Source organism: Streptomyces sp. NPDC001781, from assembly GCF_053596035.1.
The window spans coordinates 82,802-105,172 of sequence record NZ_JBSFFI010000014.1 but is presented as its reverse complement, the minus strand read 5'-3'; the positions used below and the strand labels follow the sequence as shown (position 1 = coordinate 105,172).

The 22,371-nt window shown below is 69.8% G+C and carries 19 protein-coding genes; 9 read left to right on the top strand and 10 right to left on the bottom strand.

Going from position 1 to position 22,371, the window contains the following annotated elements:
• Positions 1-26 precede the first annotated feature (26 nt).
• Positions 27-1,361, bottom strand: a complete 1,335-nt coding sequence (gene lysA / locus ACWCV3_RS15735) for a diaminopimelate decarboxylase (RefSeq protein WP_451223442.1) — start codon at positions 1,359-1,361, stop codon at positions 27-29.
• Entirely contained in the window at positions 1,358-1,714 is a 357-nt protein-coding gene (locus tag ACWCV3_RS15730; RefSeq protein ID WP_451223440.1) for an SAV_915 family protein, read from the bottom strand. The genes lysA and ACWCV3_RS15730 overlap by 4 nt, the downstream gene beginning before the upstream one ends.
• Positions 1,715-2,035: 321 nt before the next feature.
• On the opposite strand from ACWCV3_RS15730, the gene ACWCV3_RS15725 reads away from it, so the two are divergent.
• Positions 2,036-2,602 (top strand): universal stress protein, encoded by a 567-nt coding sequence (locus tag ACWCV3_RS15725; protein WP_451223438.1) that lies wholly within the window; start codon positions 2,036-2,038, stop codon positions 2,600-2,602.
• Between the two features lie 126 nt (positions 2,603-2,728).
• Here the strand turns inward: ACWCV3_RS15725 and ACWCV3_RS15720 are convergent, their stop codons facing one another.
• Positions 2,729-4,570: an APC family permease gene (locus ACWCV3_RS15720; protein ID WP_451223436.1), complete on the bottom strand. Its 1,842-nt coding sequence runs from the start codon at positions 4,568-4,570 to the stop codon at positions 2,729-2,731.
• Positions 4,571-4,970: 400 nt separating this feature from the next.
• Here ACWCV3_RS15720 and ACWCV3_RS15715 point away from each other — a divergent pair, with 400 nt between their 5' ends.
• Entirely contained in the window at positions 4,971-5,408 is a 438-nt protein-coding gene (locus ACWCV3_RS15715) for a hypothetical protein (protein WP_451223434.1), read from the top strand.
• A 122-nt stretch (positions 5,409-5,530) separates the two neighbouring features.
• Here the strand turns inward: ACWCV3_RS15715 and ACWCV3_RS15710 are convergent, their stop codons facing one another.
• Positions 5,531-8,020, bottom strand: a complete 2,490-nt coding sequence (locus ACWCV3_RS15710) for an ATP-binding protein (RefSeq protein WP_451223432.1) — start codon at positions 8,018-8,020, stop codon at positions 5,531-5,533.
• Between the two features lie 542 nt (positions 8,021-8,562).
• On the opposite strand from ACWCV3_RS15710, the gene ACWCV3_RS15705 reads away from it, so the two are divergent.
• Together ACWCV3_RS15705 and ACWCV3_RS15700 are read left to right on the top strand one after the other, a co-directional pair.
• Positions 8,563-9,828 carry a ParA family protein gene (locus ACWCV3_RS15705; protein WP_451223430.1) on the top strand — a complete coding sequence of 422 codons (1,266 nt, stop codon included), beginning with the start codon at positions 8,563-8,565 and terminating at the stop codon, positions 9,826-9,828.
• The gene (locus ACWCV3_RS15700) at positions 9,825-10,919 is read left to right on the top strand and encodes a ParB/RepB/Spo0J family partition protein (protein ID WP_451223428.1); all 1,095 of its coding nucleotides are present in this window, start codon (positions 9,825-9,827) and stop codon (positions 10,917-10,919) included. The genes ACWCV3_RS15705 and ACWCV3_RS15700 overlap by 4 nt, the downstream gene beginning before the upstream one ends.
• 182 nt (positions 10,920-11,101) lie before the next feature.
• On the opposite strand, the gene ACWCV3_RS15695 is transcribed toward ACWCV3_RS15700, so the two are convergent.
• A complete protein-coding gene (locus ACWCV3_RS15695) occupies positions 11,102-11,452 on the bottom strand; it encodes a nuclear transport factor 2 family protein (protein WP_451223426.1) in 351 nt (116 codons plus the stop codon).
• Between the two features lie 122 nt (positions 11,453-11,574).
• On the opposite strand from ACWCV3_RS15695, the gene ACWCV3_RS15690 reads away from it, so the two are divergent.
• The 4 genes from ACWCV3_RS15690 (at position 11,575) to ACWCV3_RS15675 (ending at position 13,981) form a co-directional block, all read left to right on the top strand.
• Positions 11,575-12,354, top strand: coding sequence for a helix-turn-helix domain-containing protein (locus tag ACWCV3_RS15690; protein ID WP_451223424.1), 780 nt, complete (start codon positions 11,575-11,577; stop codon positions 12,352-12,354).
• A gap of 238 nt (positions 12,355-12,592) precedes the next feature.
• Positions 12,593-13,012 (top strand): hypothetical protein, encoded by a 420-nt coding sequence (locus ACWCV3_RS15685; protein WP_451223422.1) that lies wholly within the window; start codon positions 12,593-12,595, stop codon positions 13,010-13,012.
• A gap of 11 nt (positions 13,013-13,023) precedes the next feature.
• Positions 13,024-13,278 carry a hypothetical protein gene (locus ACWCV3_RS15680; protein ID WP_451223420.1) on the top strand — a complete coding sequence of 85 codons (255 nt, stop codon included), beginning with the start codon at positions 13,024-13,026 and terminating at the stop codon, positions 13,276-13,278.
• Between the two features lie 46 nt (positions 13,279-13,324).
• A complete protein-coding gene (locus tag ACWCV3_RS15675; RefSeq protein ID WP_451223418.1) occupies positions 13,325-13,981 on the top strand; it encodes a carbonic anhydrase in 657 nt (218 codons plus the stop codon).
• Positions 13,982-14,098: 117 nt separating this feature from the next.
• Here the strand turns inward: ACWCV3_RS15675 and ACWCV3_RS15670 are convergent, their stop codons facing one another.
• The 5 genes from ACWCV3_RS15670 to tap all read right to left on the bottom strand — a co-directional run bounded on the left by ACWCV3_RS15670 (position 14,099) and on the right by tap (position 20,910).
• The gene (locus ACWCV3_RS15670; protein WP_451223416.1) at positions 14,099-16,492 is read right to left on the bottom strand and encodes a SpoIIE family protein phosphatase; all 2,394 of its coding nucleotides are present in this window, start codon (positions 16,490-16,492) and stop codon (positions 14,099-14,101) included.
• Positions 16,493-16,879: 387 nt separating this feature from the next.
• A complete protein-coding gene (locus ACWCV3_RS15665; RefSeq protein WP_451223414.1) occupies positions 16,880-17,551 on the bottom strand; it encodes a hypothetical protein in 672 nt (223 codons plus the stop codon).
• Positions 17,552-17,778: 227 nt separating this feature from the next.
• Complete coding sequence (gene tpg / locus ACWCV3_RS15660; protein WP_451223412.1) at positions 17,779-18,336, bottom strand: telomere-protecting terminal protein Tpg; 558 nt, start codon at positions 18,334-18,336, stop codon at positions 17,779-17,781.
• A 3-nt stretch (positions 18,337-18,339) separates the two neighbouring features.
• Positions 18,340-18,720: a hypothetical protein gene (locus tag ACWCV3_RS15655; protein WP_451223410.1), complete on the bottom strand. Its 381-nt coding sequence runs from the start codon at positions 18,718-18,720 to the stop codon at positions 18,340-18,342.
• 54 nt (positions 18,721-18,774) lie between these two features.
• Positions 18,775-20,910 carry a telomere-associated protein Tap gene (gene tap, locus ACWCV3_RS15650; RefSeq protein ID WP_451223408.1) on the bottom strand — a complete coding sequence of 712 codons (2,136 nt, stop codon included), beginning with the start codon at positions 20,908-20,910 and terminating at the stop codon, positions 18,775-18,777.
• A gap of 604 nt (positions 20,911-21,514) precedes the next feature.
• Here tap and ACWCV3_RS15645 point away from each other — a divergent pair.
• The gene (locus ACWCV3_RS15645) at positions 21,515-22,315 is read left to right on the top strand and encodes a hypothetical protein (protein ID WP_451223406.1); all 801 of its coding nucleotides are present in this window, start codon (positions 21,515-21,517) and stop codon (positions 22,313-22,315) included.
• The last annotated feature ends 56 nt before the right edge of the window (positions 22,316-22,371 follow it).

Genomic DNA, 22,371 nt, shown 5'->3' with positions numbered 1-22,371 from the left:
CGCCCGGGCGCTCAGGGCTGTGCCGGCTACAGGCCCACGTCGCGGCTCCGGATGTCCTCCAGGGATTCCCGTCGGACCAGCAGGCGGGCGTGACCGTCGCGTACGGCGGCCACCGGAGGGCGGAAGACCAGGTTGTAGCCGGAGGCCATGGACAGGTGGTAAGCGCCGGACACCGGTACGGCCAGCAGATCACCGGGGCGAACGTCAGCGGGGAGTGCCACGTCCGCTGCCAGCACGTCACCCGCCTCGCAGTGGCGGCCGACCACGGTGGCCCGTGCGGAGGCCGCGGCGCTGCGCCGGCCCACCAGTCGCGGCGCGTACCGCTCGCCGTACAGGGCTGGGCGCGGGTTGTCGCTCATGCCGCCGTCGACGGCTACGAAGACGTGCTCACCCGAGTGTTTGACGGTCAGGACGCGGTACAGGGCGACCCCTGCCGGGCCAGCGATGGCCCTGCCCGGCTCGATGATCAGGCGGGGTACCGGAAGTCCGGCGGTGGCGCAGGCGTCGGCGAGTTCCGCGCGGACCTTGCGGGCCAGGGTCGTCAGGTCCAGGGCCGCCTCGCCGGGGCGGTAGGCGATGCCGTGGCCGCCGCCGAGGTCGAGTTCGGGCAGGATCAGGCCGTGCCGCTCGTGCAATCGGGTCATCAGGCCGACCATCCGGCGTACGGCGACCAGGTACGGCTTGACGGATGTGATCTGCGAGCCCAAGTGGCAGTGCAGGGCTGTGAGTTCGAGCTGAGGCTGGTCGAGTATGCGGGCGATGGCGTGCTGGGCGTAGCCGTTGGAGACGGACAGGCCGAACTTCTGGTCGTCCGTGCCGGTGCGGATCTTCTCGTGACCGCCCACGCTGATGCCGGGTACCACCCGGACCATCACCTTCTGGTGCCCGTCCGGGCCGACGGCGGCGGCCAGGCGCGCGATCTCCGAGGGGCTGTCGATGACGATCCGGCCGACACCGAGGCGCAGGGCGGTGTCCAGGTCGCGTGGGGACTTGGCGTTGCCGTGCAGCACGATCCGCTCGGGCGGGAAGCCGGTGGTGACGGCGAGTTCGAGTTCGCCGGCCGAGCAGACGTCGAGGCCGAGACCCTCCTCGTCCATCCAGTGGGTCATGGCGCGACACAGGAACGCTTTGGCGGCGTAGAGGACTTCCGCGTCGGGGAAGGCGTCGAGGTAGGTACGGCAGCGGTCGCGGACCTCGGCCTCGTCCAGGACGTAGACGGGGGTGCCGAAGCGGTCGGCCAGTTCGGTGAGCGGTACGCCGCCGACGGTGAGATCTCCGTGGGGGGGCTCGGTGGTCGAGGCCGGCCACACCGACAGTTCGGTGAACTTGTCGGCCGGGATGGGTTCGTGAACCGTGGTCATCGTGGTTTTCCCTCTCGGGTGATCTTCGCGGTCCGCGGTGCGCGCATCACATCGCAGACCGGTGTGGGTGCCGCGGCGGTGAACTGCGGGTCCACCGTGACGGTGGTGACGCCGAGCGGAGCGGTCAGGGCACGTAGGGCAGGCTCGGCGAGCCGGATCCACGCCTGATCGGAGCCGAGGGTGGCGGTCAGCCAGCACTCGGAGGTGAAGCCGACGGCGGTCCGCTCGCCGAGTGGCGTTCGGAAGAGCCGGGCGGCACATCCGCAGAGACCCGGCCGGACCGGGACGTACAGGGGCCCGGCCGGGCAGCGATCGGATGGCTCGGGGTCCTCGCCGTAAAGAGGTTCTGCCATGTGCTGCCTCCGGAAAAGCAGGGAGTGAGGGGGTGTGACAGCCCCGGACGCGGGGAGGCTGACCGGGGCTCGCCGTCGACGTTATGCCCGGTGCCCGCGGGTCCCGGGCATGCCCTGACGGGATGCTGACGACGCTCGGGGCGACCCTGACGGGACGCTGACGCCCCAGTCCAGAGAGCAGGGAAAGGGTCGTCAGAAGGACGCCAAGAATGGGCGTACGGACTGTTCGAACGCCGCGGTGCCGGGGTGAGATGGAAGCGGTTCCCACGAGAGTCGCCGGCCGTGGCCCCTTCCGTCGGCGTGTGCAGAACGGTGAATGAGATGTCCGAGTACCGCCCGTCCTCAGCCGCCCGCGTCGTGGTGGGAGTGAGCGGTTCGCTGGGCAGCCTCACCGCCCTGGGGCGGGCGGCCGACGAAGCCCGGCGCCGAGGGGCGCAGCTGTGGCCCGTGCTGGCCTGGGAGCCGCCCGGCGGCGACCTGGCCGCACGCAGGTCTCCTGCCGCGACCGTCATGGTTCCGGAGTGGGAGCGACTGGCACGGGAAAGGCTGGTCAAGGCGCTGTGTGACGTGTTCGGCGGTACGGACACCGGGGTGCCGGGACAGGCAATCGTCGTCCGGGGCGTCCCTGGGCCGGCGCTGGTGCGGATCACCGACCGGGAGGACGACATCCTCGTCGTCGGCGCCGGAGAGCGTGGCCGCCTGCACCGGGCGTTGTGGCCGTCGGTCAGCCGCTACTGTCTCGCCCGCGCCACCTGTCCTGTCCTCGCGGTGCCGCCGTCGCCGCTCCAGGCGGCGCTGGCGGCGGTGCACCGCCGGAACACCTGGCGGCTGCGGCTGGACACCGGCCGCCTGGAGCGGGAGTTCGACACCGTGCCGCCCGATGCGTGAGAGGTTCAGGAACCGGCGGCCGCCGGCAGGTCTGGCTGCTCCGGCCGCCCGCGCTCTGGAGCCTGGTCGAGAGACGTCTTCCTGCTGCGGCGGGGGCCGACCGCTCGGCTCCGGCCACCGCCGACATCAGAGCAGCCGGAACCGCAGCCGGCAGATGACCGCGTCCGTCTCCCGTCGTACGGCGTGTGCGACGACCGCGCCCCGCTGGTTCTGCAGGAGGCGCTGCCACAGGCGCTCCGGCTCGGTCTCCGGGATCAGCACGGTGACCCGCGTGACAGGCTCGGCGGCGGCCACCTCACGGACGTACGCGGCGATCGGACGCCCCAGGCTGCGCCGCGTGCACGCCAGCCGCACCAGCTCCACCCCCGGGTCCCATTCCGCCCAGGCTCGTTCCAGTGCGTGCAGGTGGGCTCTGTCCTCGGGGTCCGGGTAGCACACGGTCACCGCGCGGACCTCTTCGCCGAGCGAGGAAGCCGCGGTCAGGGCCTCGGAGGTCAGCCGGGACAGGGATGACACGGGCACGATGACGAGCGAACGGTCGCGGTGCGGGGTCTCGGGGATGCGGCCCAGGCCGAGCCGCTCGCCGATGCGGTCGTAGGCACGGCGCACGGTCTCGAAGGTGATCACGAGCAGGGGCAGCGCGACCACGATCAGCCAGGCGCCGTCGGTGAACTTGCTCGCGGTGACGACGACCGTCGCGACCCCGGTGAGCAGCGCGCCGAAGCCGTTGAGCAGTGCCTTCCCCTGCCGGCCCCGCCCGCGCCGCAGGCGCCAGTGCCGGACCATGCCCACCTGGGCGATCGTGAAGCCGACGAACACCCCGATGGCGAACAGTGGCACCAGGGTGTTGGTGTCGCCGCCCGAGAAGACCAGCAGCGCTGCCGAGACCAGCGCGAGGGCCAGCACTCCGTGCCGGTGGACCTGGCGGTCGGCCTTCAGCGCGAACACGTGCGGCGCGTAGTTGTCGCGGGCGAGCAGCTTCAGCAGCACCGGCAGCCCGCCGAAGGACGTGTTCGCCGACAGCGCCAGCAGGATCATCGTCGCGAACTGGATGATGTAGAAGGCCCAGTTGTGGCCCAGCGAGGCGTCGGCGAGCTGGGCGAGGACCGTGACGCCCTCGACCGGCTGCAGATGGAAGCGGCCGATCAGCACCGACAGCCCGATCAGCATCAGACCGAGGACCGTACCGAGGGCGGCCTCCGCGCGCTGGGCCCGCTTCACGCGCGGCACCCGGAAGGACGGAACCGCGTTCGCGATGGCCTCCACGCCGGTCAGCGCGGAGCATCCGGAGGCGAAGGCTTTCAGCAGCAGCAGCGCGCCGACGGTGGAGGCGTTGTCCGCGACGACCGAGGCATGGCCGGCCGCTGCGACCGTGCTCACCGGCGCCGATCGGAAGAGGCCCACGGTGATCAGCACGAAGATGGCTCCGACGAAGACGACCGTCGGCACGATGAACGCCTTGGCGGACTCCGCGATCCCGCGCAGGTTGACGGCCGTGATCAGCGCGAGGACCGCCAGGCACAGCCACAGCCGGTCGTCGTAGAGGCCGGGGAGGGCGGAGGTCAGGGCCGCCACGCCCGCGGTCACCGCGACCGCGACGTTGAGGACGTAGTCCAGCACCAGCGAGGCGGCGGCCACCAGGCTCGTGCGCGCCCCCAGGTGGGTCTTGGCCACGGCGTAGGAGCCGCCGCCGTCCGGGAAGGCGGCGATCACCTGCCGGTAGGAGGCCACCAGTACCGCCAGGAGTGCGGCGATGGCCAGCGTCACCGGCACCGTGGCACCGAGGCCGTGGGCTCCCGCACCGGCGAGCACCAGCACGATCGCCTCCGGGCCGTAAGCCACCGACGCCATCGCGTCCAGCGACAGCGCGGCCAGGCCCGTCACGGCGGTCAGGCGGTGCCGTTCGCCGGTATCGGGTGGTTCTTCGTCGGCGGGGGTCGCACCGGGCTCGGCGGTCAGGACGGACATAAGCGCGTGCTCCTTCGGCGAGACCCGCGCAGGGGGACTGTGTTCTGCGCGGTGCACTCAGGTTGTGACCGTTTCCGCCCTCGTCCGGCGTTCCTTGCGGCATCTTCGCGCTGATCCGACTGAACTTGATGACATCTTGACGAATGCGGGATCCCGCCGGCGGCGAAGTCCGATCAGTGTCACGGAGAACCGGATGAGCCGCGCAAAGAACCGTTTGATATGCGCCAGAGTCGCATCAAGATGAGCTGATCAGAGCCTTCGCGTCCCTACCGTCACCCGCATGGGACGCCGTGAGAGGGCACACAGGTCACGGGCCGGTGCTCGCAGAGAATCGTCCGGAGACGCGGTGCACGACCGCCGTTGGGGGCGGGAGGTGAAGGATGCCGTCCGGTGTGCAGGCGTGTTCCTTGCTCTGCTCCTGCTCGTCGACTGGGGCTCGGGCCGATTCACGCTCTGGCGCGGCCTGTTGTGGCTCGCGCTCGCTCTGTGGCTGTTCCTCGTGCTGTGCCCCGCTCGGGTCTCGGCCGGTGAGGACTGGCTGGCCTCGCGCCTGCTGCTGCGGGAGCGCCGGGTCCGGACCGACGCGCTGGTGTCCGTGCGCATCCTCGAGGGTGTGTCCCAACGACTCCTGCTGCGCGACGTGTTCGGCGCGCGCGTCCAGATCGACCCCGAGGTGCTCGTGCGCAACCCTGAGCTCTGGTTCCGGCTGGAGGCGGCCACCCGGAAGGCGGCGGCCGACGGCCTGCTGCTGTGCGGGCGGACCGCGTTGACCCGGCTCTCGGCCCGCGTCGACCGCGAGAGTGCGTGGGCCGTGTTCAAGGCGTCCGGACTGGAGTAGTCCCCTCCCTCCGTGCCCGGCCTCGTCACCCGCGCACAGGTCCCGATGTGTCCAGTGCGGCCCCCCTCTGGTCTGCCAGGGTCACGGCCACCAGCCGGGCTCGCAGTGCGGGTGCGTGCTCATCACGCACCTCCTGTGTGGCGCTCGGACGGTTGCGCATCCACCGTCTGCTCGATGAAGGGCAGCGAGACGACCATGGTCAGGCCGCCGCCGGGGGTGTCCTCAGGGGTGAGGGTGCCGTTCATGGCCTCCGTCAGACCGCGGGCGAGAGCGAGTCCGAGGCCGGTGGTGTTGTCGGTGTCGCCGAGCCGCTGGAACGGTTCGAAGATCCGCTCTCGGCCGGTCTGCGGAAGACCCGGCCCTCGGTCCACGACGCGCAGCTCGATCCGGCCCGCCAGCGCGCTGGCGGTGACCAGGACGTTCTTGCTGGGTGGAGTGTGGCGGGCGGCGTTGCCGGCGAGGTTGGCGATCACCCTTTCCAACAGGGGCGGGTCGGCCAGCACCGCCGGGATCGCCTCCGTGTCCGCCACGTCGACAGCGGGGACGTCCGCCAGTGCCATGGGCAGGACCTCCTCCAGGGATGTCGGACGCAGGTTCAGGGTGAGGACGCCGGCCTCCAGGCGGCTGAGGTCGAGGAGGTTCTCCACCAGCCGGTCGAGCTTGGCCATGGACTCGTCCGCCGTGGCGAGCAGCTCGTCGCGGTCCTCCGGGGAGAACGCGACGTCGTTGCTGCGCAAGGAGGTGACCGCGGCCCAGCCCGCCGCGAGCGGGGTGCGCAGGTCGTGGCCGACGGCCCGCAGCAGCGCCGTACGCATCCGGTCGGCCGCCTTCACCGGCTCCACCTCGGCCGCTGCCTCCGCCAGGCGGGTCCGCTCCACCGCCGAGCCGACGTGCGCGGCGAACGCGGCCAGCACCCGCCGCTCGGAGGAGGACAGGGTGCGGCCCCGCAGCACCAGGTACGCGCCCGGGCCGGCCGGCACCACGGTGACGCCCTCGGTGCCGGGCGGCTCGTCCGCCAGCTCCGCCGACTCCATGCCGAAGGTCTCGCGCGTCCGTTCCAGCAGGGCGGGAATCGTCGCCTCACCGCGCACGATGGCGCCGGCCAAGGAGGACATGGTCTCGGCCTCGGCGGTGGCCCGTGCCGAGCGCCGGGACAGCCGTAGCGAGCGGTCGACGACGGCAGCCACGGTGGCTGCGACGACCGCGAACACGGCCAGCGCCAGCAGTGCGTCGGGGTTGTTCAGTGTGAAGGCACCGATGGGTGGGAGGAACCAGTAGTTCAGGAGCAGGGACGCCGTCACCGAGGCGATCACGGCCGAGGCGACGCCGCCTGTACAGGCCACGCCCACGACCGCGAGGAGGAACAGCAGCACCTCACTGGTCAGGTCCAGCGTCCCCCGCACCCGGGCGAGCACCACTGTGAGCAGCACCGGAAGCACCAGCCCGGCCACAGGGCCGGCGATCAACCGGGCCGTGGACAGGGTGCGGCGCCTCGACGGCAGCAGCGTGCCGCGCCCGGCTCGCTCGTGGGTGACCCGGTGGACGTCGATGTCCTCGGACAGTTCGGTCACCGTCTCCCCGGTTCCAGGGCCTGTCACGAAGCGCGCCAGACGTCCCCGCCGGCTGGTACCCAGCACCAGCTGGGTGGCGTTCTCGGCGCGCGCGAACTCCACCAGGGCCGTGGCCACGTCGTCGCCGACCACCGAGTGATAGCTGCCGCCCAGGTCCTCCACCAGCCGGCGCTGCCGTGCGAGCGAGGCTGCGGAGACACCGCCGGCCAGGCTGTCGCTGCGGGCCACGTGTACGGCGAGCAGGTCGCCGCCCGCCGATCGGTCGGCGATCCGGGCGGCCCGCCGCACCAGGGTGTCGCCCTCCGGGCCGCCGGTCAGCGCGACGACGACCCGCTCCCGGGTCTCCCACACCCCGCCGATGCCGTGCTGCGAGCGGTACTCCTGCAGCGCCTCGTCCATCCGGTCGGCCACCCACAGCAGCGCCAACTGCCGCAGCGCTGTCAGATTGCCCGGGCGGAAGTAGTTCGCGAGGGCCGCGTCGATCTTCTCGGGCGGGTAGATGTTGCCGTGTGCCAGGCGTCGCCGCAGTCCTTCGGGCGGCATGTCCACCAGCTCGATCTGCCAGGCCCGCCGGACGATGTCGTCCGGCACGGTTTCGTGCTGAGGGACGTTCGTGATCTTCTCGACGACGTCGTTGAGGGACTCCAGGTGCTGGATGTTCAGCGTGGTGATCACGTCGATGCCGGATTCGAGCAGGGCGGCGATGTCCTGCCAGCGCTTGGGATTGCGGCCGGCGCCGGGCACGTTGCTGTGTGCGAGCTCGTCCACGACGGCCACTTGCGGGCGCCGGGCCAGCACAGCGGCCAGGTCCATCTCCTCGAAGCCCCCGCCGCGGTAGGTGCAGGCGGTACGCGGGACGACCTCCAGGCCGTCGATCATCGCCTCCGTGTGTCGGCGCCCATGGCACTCCACCAGGCCGATCACCACGTCCTCCCCGCGTGAAGCGTGGCGCCGCCCCTCGTCGAGCATCCGGTAGGTCTTGCCGACACCCGGGGCCGCCCCGAGGTAGACCTTCAGCCGTCCAGGCCGTACGTCACTCATCGCCGCCGACGTGCTCCGCTCACTCGATCAACCGCCCTGTGAGCAATGTGCTCTCTCCTCAGGGAAGCCCTTCGGCGAGCCTGCCGGGGCGATCGTTAGCAACTCCTTTGCGCCGATCACGATTACCTTGACACCGCCTTGACGTGACCTGGGCCGAGGGTCAAGGCAGTGTGCCGGGAAGTCTGGTCGGCCGGGAGAGCCGGAGCGGCCCCCCCCGGGTGGCAGCCCCCGGGGACGGCGTGCGCGGCGTCGGTACGGTGCTCGCGTTGGTCATCCTGGCCACCGTGGTGGTGACCTTCGCGCGCCGCCGGCGGATTACGGCGCCGTCGTTGCCTCAGTGTGGTGCGGAGCGACGGATCAGCAGTACAGCAACGGCATTGTCTGATCGCGTAGTTGAGACCCTGGCGGGCTGCCAGCGGGGTTCCGGGCCGTGCGGTGCGGGCTATTACGACGTAATAGCCCGCACCGCCAACTGGCATGATGGGTCTGCTTACTAACGTGTCAAGGCTGTAATAGATCTTGAACGTTAGTAAGGTGTCTCCATGACTTCGTCGCCCACACCCAACGACCGCGAGAAGGTCGTCTCCAAACTGCCGGCCTGGCTCAAGCAGAACCTCAAGCTCAGAGCCGTGCAACACGGTCTCGAGATGCAAGTGGCCGTGGAGCAGGGGCTCAAGGACTGGTGCAGCCTCGCCTCTGCGCCCGGCGCCGTGGACACCTCGGGCGCCGAGTCCTTTTCCACCTTCCTTCCGCCCGGGGAGTGGGGCGCCTTCGAAGAGGTGGCTGCCGACCGTAAGGTCTCACGTATCCAGGGGCTGGCCCAGGCAGTTCAGCTTTGGCTCGACTCCCACCCGGCCCCCGATGTCGTGAGGCCGGAGATCACCCGCCGCATCATCGTCTGCAACCAGAAGGGCGGCGTCGGAAAGACCGCGATCACGGCCGGCCTCGGCGAGGCGCTCGCCGAAGCCCCGGACGAGCTGCACGCCGTACGCGTTGCCAAGGCACTCACCAAGGCACTGCGGGCCAGCGACATCCAGCCCAGCGACGAACCGGTGGCTGAGGACCCGCTCGACATCGAGAGGCTCCCCGGTCTGGGCCTGCGAGTGCTGCTGGTCGACTTCGATCCGCAGTGCCACCTGACCAACCAACTCGGCGCCGACCCGCTCCCGATGACGGGTGACAGCCTCACCAACCACATGGCCGGCGACCCCAAGGGAGATCTCCGCGACCTCATCGTGGAGATCGAGGACGAGGCATTCGGCGGGCGACTGCACCTCCTCCCCGCCTGTAACGACGCCTTCCTGCTCGACGTCCGGCTCTCCGCCGTACGCGCCAGGGAAGCGGCTCTGGAACGTGCGCTCACACCGCTCGAAGCCGACTACGACGTGATCCTCGTCGACTGCCCGCCCAGCCTCGGCCTCAGCATGGACGCCGCGGCCTACTACGGCCGCCGACGTGACGGGGAAGCCCCCGGACAGTCCGGCGCCCTCATCGTCGTCCAGGCCGAGGACAGTTCGGCCGACGCCTACGGACTCCTCACCGCGCAGATCGATGACCTGCGCGGTGACCTCCAGATCGACATCGAATACCTCGGCATCGTCGTGAACCTCTACGACTCACGCCGCGGATTCATCGCCACCTCTTCTCTGCAGGGGTGGGTGGACATAAAGGATCCGCGAGTCGTCGGGCTGATCGGCGACCTCAAGGAACAGAAGGAAGCAGTACGCATGAAGCGGCCTCTCCTGGCCTACGCCCCCAAGTCACAGCAGGCGATCGGCATGCGCGCCCTCGCACGGGAGATCGCATGAGCAAGGCCAGCCAGCTCGGAGCCGGCCGCTTCGGCGGAAGCGGCATCAGTGCACGGCGAAAGGCCGTCGCGGCAGCAACCGGCGTGCCCACCGATGCCGTTGCGCCTCCTACGGAGCTACCGCCGCATCGGATCAGCCTCAATCCGGACAACCCCCGTACCAGTCTCGGTGACCTGAGCGATCTCGCCGGGAGCCTGAAGACCCACGGGCAGAAGCAAGCGATCACGGTCATGAACCGGGACGCGTACCTCGCAGTCAACCCTGACCGCGAAGGCGACCTCGAAGCCGACACCACTCACGTCGCCATCGACGGAAACAGCAGGCTCGCTGCCGCTCGAGAAGCGCACCTGCCGGCCGTCAAGGTCATGGTGAGCGACGACCAGGGCGCCAACTCCGAGGAACTCCTCGAATCGGCACTCGTCGCCAACATCCACCGACAGGAACTCGCGGAACTCGACGAAGCGAAGGCGCTCCAGCGCCTCCTGGCCATCCACGGGAGCCAGACCGCTCTCGCGAAGCGGCTCCACCGGTCACAGGGGTGGGTGTCGCAGCGACTTGCGCTGCTCAACCTCACGCCGGCCCTCCAAGCACGCCTGAGCGACGAGCCCATCGACCTCCTGCGGGCGGTCGGCAACAAGCCGGCCGCTGAGCAGGAACAAGCACTGGAAAGGCTCAAGCAGGACCGAGCCCTCAAGGAGGAAGCGAAGAGGGCGAAGCGTCGCGGCAAGCCGAACGGTGCGCCCACCCAGACCGATGCGACCACGGGCTATTACGACGTAATAGAGGGGCCGGTTCAGAGCACGCCCCAACCGCACAGCGTCAACGAGCACTCAGGCACATCCCCGACCACCGCCGAAGTGGTTCCAGAGCCGCGAACCGACTCCCCCGCCGACGGACAGCAGAAACCACGTAGGTTGCCCTACGACGAGCCCGGTTCCCTCGCGTTGATTCTCAACACGAAGATCACCAGCGACGACAGCTTCTTCCAGCTGCTCAACTACCTTCTCCGGAAGGGCCAGGAAAGGGATGCTGCCCGCCTGCGGCGTCTGGCACGATCCCACGTCCAACCACCCTCCGGGCCGGAGAACTGAATCCGACAGACGGGTAAGAGGGGGGCGACACCACTGGTGTCGCCCCCCTCTTACCCGCTCTCATCACCCGACCGTGCACTGACCCGAAGGGCCGTCCCGGATCAGGTGGACCTCCGCGAACGGCCCGGCGAGTCAGGGTGAAGGCAGCTCCAGGTGCCCGGTCACTCGCGGGCGGCGCGCCGTTATGCCGGCACTTTGTCCAGGAAACCGCGTACGTCCTGGATCCGGCCCGACTCGTCCAGTACCAGGACGTCGAATCCGATCACCAGCGGCTCGGCACCCTCCGGGCCGAGGCCCCAGCGGAAGCGCACCTGGCGGTGGTGGGCGTCGATCTCGCCGACCTGGGTGAAGACGAACCCGGGGAACTGCGCCTGGACGCCGTCGACGACCGCCGTGATCCCGTCGTGGCCGGAGACCTCTGCCATCGGGTCGGTGTAGGTCGCCGTGGGCGACCAGTACTCGGAGAGCAGGGCCGGACGCTCGTCGCCGGTCGCGTTCCACGTGGCCAGGTACTGCTGAACGACAGTCTTCATGATCGGTTCTCTCCCGCTCGTTTCGATCGGCTGATGTCCAGCATCCTGGCCCGGCTCCGGTCGGCAGAGCCATGACCTCACAGGTCATGGCCACCCGGACAGGCTCCCCTATCGTCATGGGCATGAGCGTTGCAGTGGAAGTCTCCCCAGTCGGTGTGCTGTTGCGGACCTGGCGTGAACGGCGCCGCTTCAGTCAGCAGGAGTTGTCCAACCGATCGCGGGTCTCCACCCGTCATCTCAGCCGGGTGGAGACAGGCAAGGCGCACCCGACAGCGGAGATGCTCATGCGTCTCTCCGACAACCTTGATGTGCCGTTGCGGGAGCGCAATCGGCTCCTGCTGGCCGCCGGCTACGCGCCGCGCTATCAGGATCACCAATGGGACGACGCACCGATCGCGCTCGTGATGGAGGGTCTGCGCCGGCTTCTCGACGCCCACCTGCCCTACCCTGCGCTGCTGTTGGACGAGTACTGGGACATCATCGACGCCAACGCCGCCGTGGATCAGCTGATGGCCGGTTGCGCGCCGGAGTTGCTGGAGCCGCCGGTCAACGTGGTCCGGGTCTGCCTCCATCCCGACGGACTCGCCCGCCGGATCGGCAACCTCGCGGAGTGGGGAAGCCACCTGCTGCAACAAGTGAGGCACCGTGCCGAGCGCACCCATGACCAGCGCCACCACGAGCTTGCCGCGGAGATCGCCGGATACGTCGGCAGACCCGCTGCCTCCACCCTCGGCACAGGGCCCGTGATCACCCTCGAAATCGATGTCGACGGTAACCCGCTCCGCTTCTTCAGCACTTCCGCGACCCTCAGCACCGCCACTGATACCGCCTTGGAAGGGCTGCACCTGGAGACGTTCCTGCCGGCCGACAGCGAGACCCGGCAACGGTTCGACCAGCGGTAGCCGACCAATCGGTGTGTCCGCGGGGCCGGGGGCGGATCCGGTGCTCTTCCCGGCGCGGCGGTGCTGGCGGAGATGCCGACGGGGTCCTGGCCGATGCGTGTGGAGTCGGCGGTGGGGCCGTTGGAGCCGTCGGCGCCCGCGTAGATGCAGTGACTGGTCTCCTCGGCACGAGCCTGACGCAAAACGGCAGCCCGCTATTCTTCTCGTTAGAACCTCGTCTATTGCTACGGGAGGAATCTTGCGCATCACCGTCACGGTGACCGATCCCACCGCCGACTTCCAGGACCAGCTCCTCGCACTCCTCCGACAGCACGCCGACCACGTCCAGGTCGACAGCACCTGGACCGTCGAACGTGCCCAGCAGTATTACCGCACCCTCCCTCGCCGAGCCCAGGACATCGTCAGGGGCGCAGTCGAAGGCGACGGATTCGTCAGCGACGACGACCTCCGCCACGAAGGCGGCAGTCTCCGGGGCCACTCCGGCGCGCTCAAGCGCGTCTTGGAACGCGGCGTCCGCGAGGGCTGGTGGCCGGTCGGCATGCAGGAGCCGATCCAGTCGCAGGGACCGGGCTTCGGGAAGGTGAAGGGCTACCGGATGCACGGCGACCTGGTGAACACCTTCTCCACCGCCATCGACCGTCACAACAAACAGAGGTGAGGGCTTCTCACATGAGGCATCTCGCCCTGGCCGCCCTGGTCGCCGGCACATTCCTGCTCACCGGATGCGGCAGCGACTCCTCATCCACCAGCGTCCCCGACGAGGTCGTGGAACCCCAGACGGAGGAGCCCGCGGCCCCGGAGCCTGAGGCGGAGGAGACCAGGGACACCTCAGTGCAGGACCGCCTCGACGAGCACGGCATCACCGATGCGATGGTGACGCGCCTGGCGGGGGTCGCCGTGGCCAACACCTACGCGGACGCGTAGCTCATGGGCACGGGCGGGGAACCTGCCCCGGACGTAGGCTGAAGGTATGGCCGATCCTGGGATGCCGACGCCGTCGCAGGCCTTCGAGGTACTGCTGAGTGGCAACCGGCGGTTCGCTTCGGGTATCCCGCAGCACCCGAACCAGGACGCCGCCCGGCGCAGCGCGATAGCTCCCGTCCAGCGCCCGTTCGCGGTCATGTTCGGTTGTTCGGATTCTCGGCTGGCGGCCGAGATCATCTTTGACCGGGGTCTGGGGGACCTGTTCGTGGTGCGCACCTCGGGCCACGTGGTGGGACCGGAAGTGCTGGGCAGCATCGAGTACGGGATCGAAATCCTGGGATGTCCCCTCCTGGTGGTCCTGGGCCACGACGAGTGCGGCGCAATCGCTGCGACACGTGCCGTGGTGGCCGGGGTCGAATCCCCCACGCCGGGGTACGTCGCCGATCTGATCGAACGGGTGATGCCCAGCGTGCTGGCCGCCACCGACGCCGGTGTGACCAAGGACCGCGAGGTCATCTCGGAGCATGTCCGGCAGACCGTCGACCTGCTGCTGGAGCGTTCCCCGGTGGTGGCTGCCCGGGTCGCGGCCGGACAGACGGCAGTGGTGGGCCTGTACTACGTGCTCGAAGGCGGCACGGTCCACTTGCTGACCGCCCACGGTCTGTCCGCGGACACGGCCACCACCCCCTGGCCTTCTCACTGACCAGGGCACGCCGGCTGGAGGCTGCCGTCCAAGGACGCGGGAGCGGCGAGCGGCGAAGCCGCAGGACAGCCGGCCTCGCGTCGGGCGCCGTCACCCGGAGGGTTGCCCCTGCGACGATCACGCACCTGCCGGGGATGCCATCGCCGTGGCAGGGGGAGTGATCTGGGCCCAGATGACCTTCCCGGCGGAGCTCTGGCGTGTCCCCCATTGGTGCGCGAGCTGCGCCACGAGCATCAGGCCGCGTCCCCCTTCGTCGAAGATGCGGGCGCGGCGCAGGTGAGGGGCGGTGTTACTGGCGTCCCACACTTCGCAGGTCAGGCTTGTGGTGCGGATGAGCCGGAGTCTGATGGGTGCGGTGGCGTAGCGGATGGCGTTGGTGAGCAGTTCGCTGACGATCAGCTCGGTGGTGAAGGCATGGTCCTGGAGGGACCACTGTTCCAGGTGGCGGCTCGCCCACAGGCGAGCGCAGGCGACGACGGCGGGATCCGCCTGGATCTCGAGCGTGGCGACGTTGGCGGCGGGCAGCGTCCGCGTTCGTACCAGCAGCAGGGCGATGTCGTCGTCCAGGTGGTCGGGCATGTGGCGCATCACGCTGTCGCAGGTCGCGTCCACGGAGGCCCCGGGCTGGGACAGGGCGTCGAGCAGTCGTCGCATTCTGTCTCCCGGCCCTTTCCGGGAGGAGACCAGACCGTCGGTGTACATGGCGAGCAGACTGCCGTGGCCCATGTGTACCTCTGTCACTTCGAAAGGTATTCCACCCACACCGAGCGGCGGACCGACGGGAAAGCCCATCTGCTGCGCCGGCGATCCTGGGACGGCGGTCACGGGAAGCGGCTGACCGGCGCTGGCCAGGGCCAGATCGCCGGTGGTGGCGTCGTAGACGGCGTAGAGGCAGGTGGCCACCATTCCCTCGCCGAGAGTCGCGCGGTCGGCTGTGGCTCCCAGGCGGCTGACAAGGTCGTCGAGGTGGGTGAGCAGCTCGTCGGGGGGCAGGTCCACGTCGGCCAGAGTGCGTACGGCCGTACGCAGACGTCCCATGGTGACCGCGGCATGCAGGCCGTGTCCGACGACGTCACCCATGATCAGGGCAACCCTGGCTCCCGGCAGCGGGATCACGTCGAACCAGTCCCCGCCCACCCCCGCTTCCACGGCAGCGGGAAGGTAGCGGCAGGCGAGGTCCACGGCTTCCTGGTGCGGCGGTGGCTGCGGGAGGAGGCCTTGCTGAAGGGCGAGCGCGGTACTGTGCGCGTCGCGGTACCGCTGGGCGTTGTCGATGCTGGTCCCGGTGCGTGCGGCGATCTCGTCCGCGAGAAGCAGGTCGTCGTCCTGAAAGGGGTCCGCTCTGCGGTGGCGGGCCATGACCGCGACTCCGAGCGTGCTCCCGCGCGCACGCAGCGGCACCACCATCACCGAGTGCACGCCGAAGCAGCGAGCCGACTCCGCCCATGCCGGGTCACTGGCTTCCCAGTCCGGCATCGTGGCCTTCACCGTCTGGAAGATCGCGGGAAGCCCGGAGGCAAGGCAGCGGGAGAGGGGCGAGGAACCGGAGTACCAGGCGACTTGCCCCAGCGCGACCGTGGCCTCGGGCGCGCCCGGAAGTACGGATGCCTGCCCCACGCGCTTGAGCGCCAGCTGGCTGGACATGTCGTCGCTGGCGTCACCGCGGAGATGGTCGAGCAGGTCGACGGTGACGAAGTCGGCGAGATCCCTCACGACGACGTCGGCCATCTCCTGCGCGGTGCGCTCCACGTCCAGGCTGGTTCCCACCGTTGCACTGACTTCGTTGAGCACCGCGAGCCGGTCCCGGGCCTGCCGCTGCTCGGTGGCGTCCACTGCGACGAGCTGGACGTGGTCTATCCGACCCGCATGGTCGCGGAGCGCCGTGAGGGTGGTGGTCCAGAGCCGCTGGGAGACGGAACGATCACCGGTGAAGCGAGCCAGGAAGGATTCAGGCTCGCCCACGGTCGCAACACGCCGCAGCCGGCCCTCGATGTCCACACCGTCCTCCGGGTGCACCGGCAGGTCTCCGACGTGCCGACCGGGCAGGTCACCGCCGTCCAGGCCGGTGACGTCCGCCAGGCCGCAGCTGGCACAGACCAGCTGCAATGCGGTGTCGAACAGGGCCACGGGAAGATCGCACTGGGCCAGAGCCTCTTCAGCTGTGTGCACCTCCCGATGGGAGGCGGCCAGGATGATCCACTGCCGTTCGGCCGGGACCGGTACCACACGCACGGTAGCCGGAACGGGACGGCCGTCACGGTTGCGGAGAACCATCTCCCCCAGCCATTCACCGGCATCCGGCGCAAGGGCCTCCGAAATCGCGGACGTGAACACGCTGCTCGCCGGCCGGCCGACCATCTCCTGCGAAGTCCATCCGAGCAGAACGCCGGCGCCCTCACTGCAGAACGCGATACAGCCACGTCCGTCGGCGATCGCAACCATCGCCCCGCGCACGTCACCACGGCCATGTTCCGCGCCGGCCGGATGTTCACTGTGTGCATTCGCACCCATATACCCAGGTTAAGCCGTCGACCGCCCAGGCGTGGGCCTCGCGTCGGCTGCAGCGACCTGGCGCCGGCCGCATCGGGCCGCGGGTCGCAACGGGTTGTGCCGAGGCACGGCAGTTGTCACCGTCGCCCTCCACTGACCTGCGGTTTCGATCGCGCAAAGCACAGTGGTTGTCACCAGATCGGCGCGCTACCTGTCACCGACAGCACGCGAAGCACGGTGAGTGTCACCGGTACTCCACCCGGACGCCTGAGCTGCACAGCAGCCTTCACAAGTCAGCCCAGTGTGACTGAGCGCCACGGATGGCGCGTCCGGCCGTGTGCGTGCTCAGTCACCCGGCGGCTGGTTGGATCAAGTGGCTAACCCCGGAAGGGATCGAGGCCTCGGCCCTCAAGTCAAGTAGCCGATTTCTACAATGTCCTCGGCCAGGTCGGAGAGCTCGACGTCTGGGTTGACCGCGGCGAGGATTTTCGCAGTCAGCGGGTGCCCGGCCAGGACGTGGCGGACGGCCTCAACGTCGATGGAAATCTCGTAGTAGTCAGACGCCCACTTGGCGTAGGCCTCCGGCGTACGGTCGACGAGGAGCTCGAAGAGGATGTCGGCACCGTCCGGGGCACTGTCCCCCTTCTCGGGGAAGGCGATGGCGCCAGTTCGCCAGACCGGGTCTGTCGCCCGGCGCCATAGGCAGCAGGTGATGGTGCAGATGCCGTGCTCGTCGCAGAAAGCGGGCTCCGTGACGTACGGGCGGAAGATCTCCGGCACGTCGTCGACCACGCCCGGCCATACCGTGGGCACGTCCATGCGAGCCCAGGGACTCATAGGCGACTCGTGGTCGAAGCCACGGACATAGGCCCCGGCGGCTGAGAAGACGATCGAGTACTCCCCGCCGATGCCGTCCCGCATCGATGCCATCTGCTCGCCGTCACCCCAGTGGGCGTCGTATGAGTAGAACCGCGCGTCCCATTCCGGGCTGAGCACGGCGTCCAACATTGCGAGCCCTCGGCAGTGGTTGCGCAGTTCCTCGATACCCGGGAGCGCTCGGGCCACATCATGTACGGTCACGCGGCCATTCCATCGCACCCTGCTGACAGTCGGGAGGGTGCCCCGCATGCGGCGCCCTCCCGACGCGAACCCCGGGCTGCAGCCAGACCGCTCACGGGCCAACTGCGGCGGTCAGTCACACCCGGCGCGCCGCGCCCGGCGGCCTTGGTGACACCATGCCTGCCCTGGTGACAACTATCACGCCTCGGCACACGGGTAGTTGACGCTCGCCAGAAGGACCCCGGAATTCAGTAGTCGAGATCCAGGTAGTCGATGTCGTTGATGGCCACGTCGGACAGTCCCATGGCGCGATGGCCGCCGTCCTGGAAATAGACTTCCTTGAATCCTTCGGCGATGATTCCGCGCATCTGCTGGTCGCCGGCTCCGGCATCGCGGGCGTCGAAGAGCCGTTGTGCGTACTGCGGGGGGAGGTGCACGGTCAGTCGCCGGAACCGTCCGTCGTCGGTCGTGCCGATGGGCGCGGTGTAGCCGAACCGGGCCCGGGTCTCCACCGTGATCCCGGTGCTGGTGGCCGCCTTCTTCTGCCGGCGTTTGCGCACCAGCGGTTGCCACCGCTGCCGTACCGCGTTGTCGATCTTGGCGGCGATGTCGGCGCGGGCGTGCTTGCGGGCGCCGCGCCGGTAGCGGTTGACGGAGTCGGCGGTGACCCCGATCTCCTGCGCGACGGCCTTCGCGCTGCCGAGCTGCCTGAGCAGGAAGCCGATCTGGCCCTTGAGGGTTTTGGGCGGTGCCTTGGTGAACGACTCCCGGTCGGCCCGCTCGATCGCGTCCTCGATCTCGTTCACGGCTCAGCTTCCGTCGTGGTCGTCGTCATGGTGGAACCGGTCGTAGACCGGACAGGCGTCCTTCGCCGCGTCGAGGTTCACGAGCAGGCGCTCACCCACGCCGTCGTTCTCCGGCGTGAGGTAGCCCAGCGCGCGCAGCTCCGCGACGGCCTTGCCGAATGCTTCCCGGCCTTCGGCGGCCAGCCGCTCGGCGCGGGTCAACGAGGACAGCTGGTGCATCAAAGGGCGGTCGTCGTCGGTGTATCCGGTGGTGAGTTCGGCCAGGACACCCCGGGCGCGCCAGGTCAGGCGCATGTCGCGCATCGCCCGGGCGAACAGGATCGGGTCCTGGCCCGGCGGGCGGGTGGGCAGCGCCCACCTCGGGGGACGGCTGTGGTCGGTCATGGGCGCGGTCCTTCCCGTGCGGGGTCGGCGGAACGGTTCGGGCGGGGCGGTGGGCTATTCGCCGTCTTCTACGACGGCGTCGCCGCCCTTGATGTGACGGGCCGGGTTCAAGCCCTGTTCCATCAGGTCGACCGCCCACAGCATGGGCTGGACGCCCTCCAGTTTCGCCAGGCCGGGCGTGGGGCCGAGACGGAACCCGCCCGGTTGCGGCTTGCCGGACGCGGCATAGGGGAGGAAGTCCAGCGGGCTCGCGCCAGGTGCGGGGTAGACGACGCAGTCGGAGAGAACGGCGAGTGGGTACAGCCCGGTCATCTTCGCCATGTTGCTGAGCTTGCGGTGCATGTTGGTGCGGGCCTTGGCGATGACGGCGGCGCGGATGTCGGGGCGCCAGGTCGGCCGCTGAAGGGCCGGCCACCGCTCGCCTTCCTTATAGCGCTTGCCCTGCGGGCGCTCGCGGAGCTTGCCGATGCCGCCCTTCACCGTGGCCTTGATGGCGGCCAGGACGGCCGCCATCGCCGGGTCGGCCTCCTTGTGCCGCTCCATGGCCGCCAGGAACTCGGCGTCGGTCAGGTCTCTGGTCACGCCGAGGTCGGCGAGTGTGTCGACGTAGGCGGTCTTGAGGCGGTCGTGCCACGGGTCCAGGTACGCGCCGGTCTCCCGGCGCAGGTACCCCTCCAGGGGAGCCACGTTGTAGCCGAGTTCCTGGGCGTAGGCGACGGTGTACGTCTGGTACCAGGCCGGGCCCGTGGGCCGGGAGCCGTCCGGCGTGAACGGCGAGGGCAGGCGCGGGTCCACCTCGATGTGGCTGAGGTCGACCAGCCAGCTGCCGGGGATCTTCGGGTTGAACCTCGGGGCGTGGAAGTGGTCCGGAGCGCTGAGGCCGACGACCAGGCGGGCCGCCGCGGCGAGGAACGCGGTGTTGAGGTCCAGGCCGACCGCGAAGGGCGTCATGCACTCCTCGTCGCTGAGCGAGTCCACCGGCCGCACCCACTGGTACGCCTCCTCATCGAGGAACCCGCCGGTCCAGCCGGACCGGACGACGACCGGGTGCTCCGGGGTGGCCTCCGGCGGCGCCGGGTCCATCGGCTCCGTCCCCAGCGACCCCGGGTTGTGGCCCGAGATCCAGTTGCCGGTCTCCTCGTCGCGCTCCGGCCTCGTCGGCGGCCGCAGCGCCGTCATCAGCTCCAGGCCCGAGACGGCCGTGGACCCTCGCGGGGTGATGACCCGCTGGGCGTACACCCCGAGGACACGGGCGATGTCGGCCGACTCCATCTCCCTGACGCCGGGCCAGGAGCGCTCGTCTAGGGCGTCCCACGACAGGATCGCCAGCTGCACGCACTGCCTCTCGCGCCCCTGCGCCTTGCGGTAGATCCTCGCCCACGGGCCGAACCCGCGCTGCGTGAGCTGCCACTTGGCCTTCGCCACCTGCTTGACGACCGGGTGGTCCTCCGGCAGGCGCAGGGAGCGGCGCTGCTCGTGGCCTTCCAGGCGCTCGGGCAGTCCGAGCCGCACGGCGGCCGCGGCGGTGAGCACGATCAGCGGGTCGGAGTCCCTGCCGTAGCGGTTCAGCTTCGGTGCTCCGAGGCCGGACTCGCTCAGCGTCCACTCCACCAGCTCCGGGATCGTGGTCGCAGGGCAGTCCAGCACGATCCCGTCGACGCCGTACGCCGAGCCGTCGCCGTCCAGCACGGCGAGCGGGCCGTGCGGGAAGCGCGGGTCGACGGCTGGCTGCGTCGCCTTCTTCGCCGCCGGGCGCCGCGACGTCGCCGCCCGTCCGGCCGGACGGGCGGGGTGCTCCGGGGCGGCCGTGGCAGCGGGAGTCTCCACCGGCGCGGCGGCCTTCGCCTCGGGCGCGGCTTGGCCCGCGAACGCCCCCGGCGTCACCGGCTGCGGTGCCGCGGTCGGAGCCAGGGGGACGGCGGGCACGGCGGGGGTGCCGCCCGCGGGGTACTTCGCCGCCCATCCCTTCAGCAGCCGCTGGTACGCCTCCAGGCGCGGCGACTTCGGCTCGGAGCGGCCGTTCTCGTAGTTCTTGACCGTCTGTGTCGTGGTCTTCAGCGCGGCCGCGAGACGGGCCTGGGTGATGCCGGCGGCCTCGCGAAGCCGGGCACGCTCCGCCGGAGGCGGGAGCTGCGGCTCCTCCGCCAGCAGGGCGTCGATGTTCGCGAACAGCTCTTCCTCGGATGCCATGCCTGGATCTCCTCTCGCGCCCCCATCCTAGCAGAATTTATCCCAAACTTTACTTACTTATTTAACCCCATCGAAATTATTTCCGGCCTGACTCCGGTGGCCGACCTCGTCACTGCGACCGAGATTTTTACTTGGCGGACGAGCGCAGTAGTTGGCGGATCTTGCTTCGGTAACGCTGCGTTGTTGAGACTTGGCGCTCTCGTTGGCCCTTGAGCGTTGCAGCTAGCCTGTGCCTGCCTGTGACTGAGCTCGGTAGGTGGCCCTTGAGCATTCCGGTTGGCCCCGTACGAGCCGCTGGATCACCGCCGAGAGGCTTCCGGTGGGCCGCCGGGCCAGCCATGATCAAGTTCCGGGGATTCGACGGTTGGGGTGTGACGTGGACTGGCGGACCGATCCGACGTTCGAGATGTGTCGGAAAGTGACGGACGGGGCGGACTTGGCCTCGTTCTCGGGGGGTCCGTTCGACGTGCGGGCGGCGGTGGCCAGCATCCTGCCCGAGCCTCGACGGGCCTTGGACTTGGATGCCGTCCCGTGGGGTAACTTCCCCCATGGGTACGACGTCCGGGAGGCGGTTTCCCTCCTGCGCGCTGGCGGCGAACCGGTCGTGGATGCGACGGGTGTGCTGTGGGGCCTGTGCGCCGACGACAGCCGGGCCGCCGCTGCCCTTGCCGTGCCGTTCCTCATTCCCCTCGCCATCAACGCCCACCACCCACACCGCACTGCCGCCCTCGCAGTCCTCTCCGGCCCCGCCCGTGCCAGGCACCACGGCGTCGCCTCTCGCGAGGAACTCCTCCTCCACCGCAACGATCCCCGGCGCCACGCCCCCGATACCCACGACGACTACGGCTACGAGGTGACCGGCTACCCGGCCGGCTGGTCGGTGGCCGCCGCCCGAGCCGCGATCACCACCGCCACCACCGCGCTCCTGCCCCTTCTTGGAGACTCCGACCCCACCGTCCGCGTCGACGCCGCCTACGTCCTGGCGACCGCCGCCGACCCCGCCCACACCATCCGGACTGCCTTGGCCAACGGATTCGCCACCGAAGGCGACGCCATGGTCCGCGCGGCCCTGCTCCTGGCCGCCGCCGAGATCACCCGGGCCCACCCGTACCCGCCGACTGTCAGGTGGCTACGTGAACGGTGGCACGACCGAGCGGAGGCCCCCGAAGCCCGTCTGTCGGCGGCGGTCGGCTGGCTCTGCCTCACCGACCAATCCGCACCGGAGGAACTCCGCCGGGCCGTCGACACCCTCGCCGACAACGAGCGCGCGCACGCCATGGAGGCCCTGCCGTGGATGAGCGCCGCCTCGGGCACTAACGAACCAGGGCTCCTGCGCTGCAGACGCTGCATGCTCCACCCAGAAGAACCTGACCCGGAAGAGGTCCTCTGGGACTCTTTGTTCTGAGCAATCGGTCGGCCAACTACCGTGCTCGGCCCGACTACCCGACTCGGGCGCCCACC